Raw genomic sequence first — 246 nt, 5'->3', positions numbered from 1 at the left:
CGATTGCCCCGCGGTGATAGGCGACCCAGGTCCGATGGCAGTCCTGCTCGACAAGTGCCTGCCAATCGGTATCGCTCCAGGCATCCAGATCTCCCCATTCCCAGGGCGTTCCAACCAGTTCGTAGAGAAACCGATTCAATGCTGCCTGAGGCACTTCACATTCGATGATCTGAAGATCGTGCGGCTGTGGCTTTGCTCTCAGCGCGGCAGCCGAGGTCATTTCCAAGTAGTAAGTGGTGTAACTCC

1 pseudogene is annotated in these 246 nt (G+C 56.9%); it reads right to left on the bottom strand.

Features of this window, described 5'->3' with window-relative positions:
* Positions 1-246 (bottom strand): annotated as a pseudogene (locus tag OH705_RS28300) (GNAT family N-acetyltransferase); the annotation flags it as partial.

Source organism: Pseudomonas sp. BJa3 (genome assembly GCF_026343815.1).
In the GTDB taxonomy this organism is placed as follows: Bacteria; Pseudomonadota; Gammaproteobacteria; order Pseudomonadales; family Pseudomonadaceae; genus Aquipseudomonas; species Aquipseudomonas soli.
The sequence above is the reverse complement of the archived record's forward strand: the minus strand, read 5'-3'. Positions and strand labels throughout refer to the sequence as shown.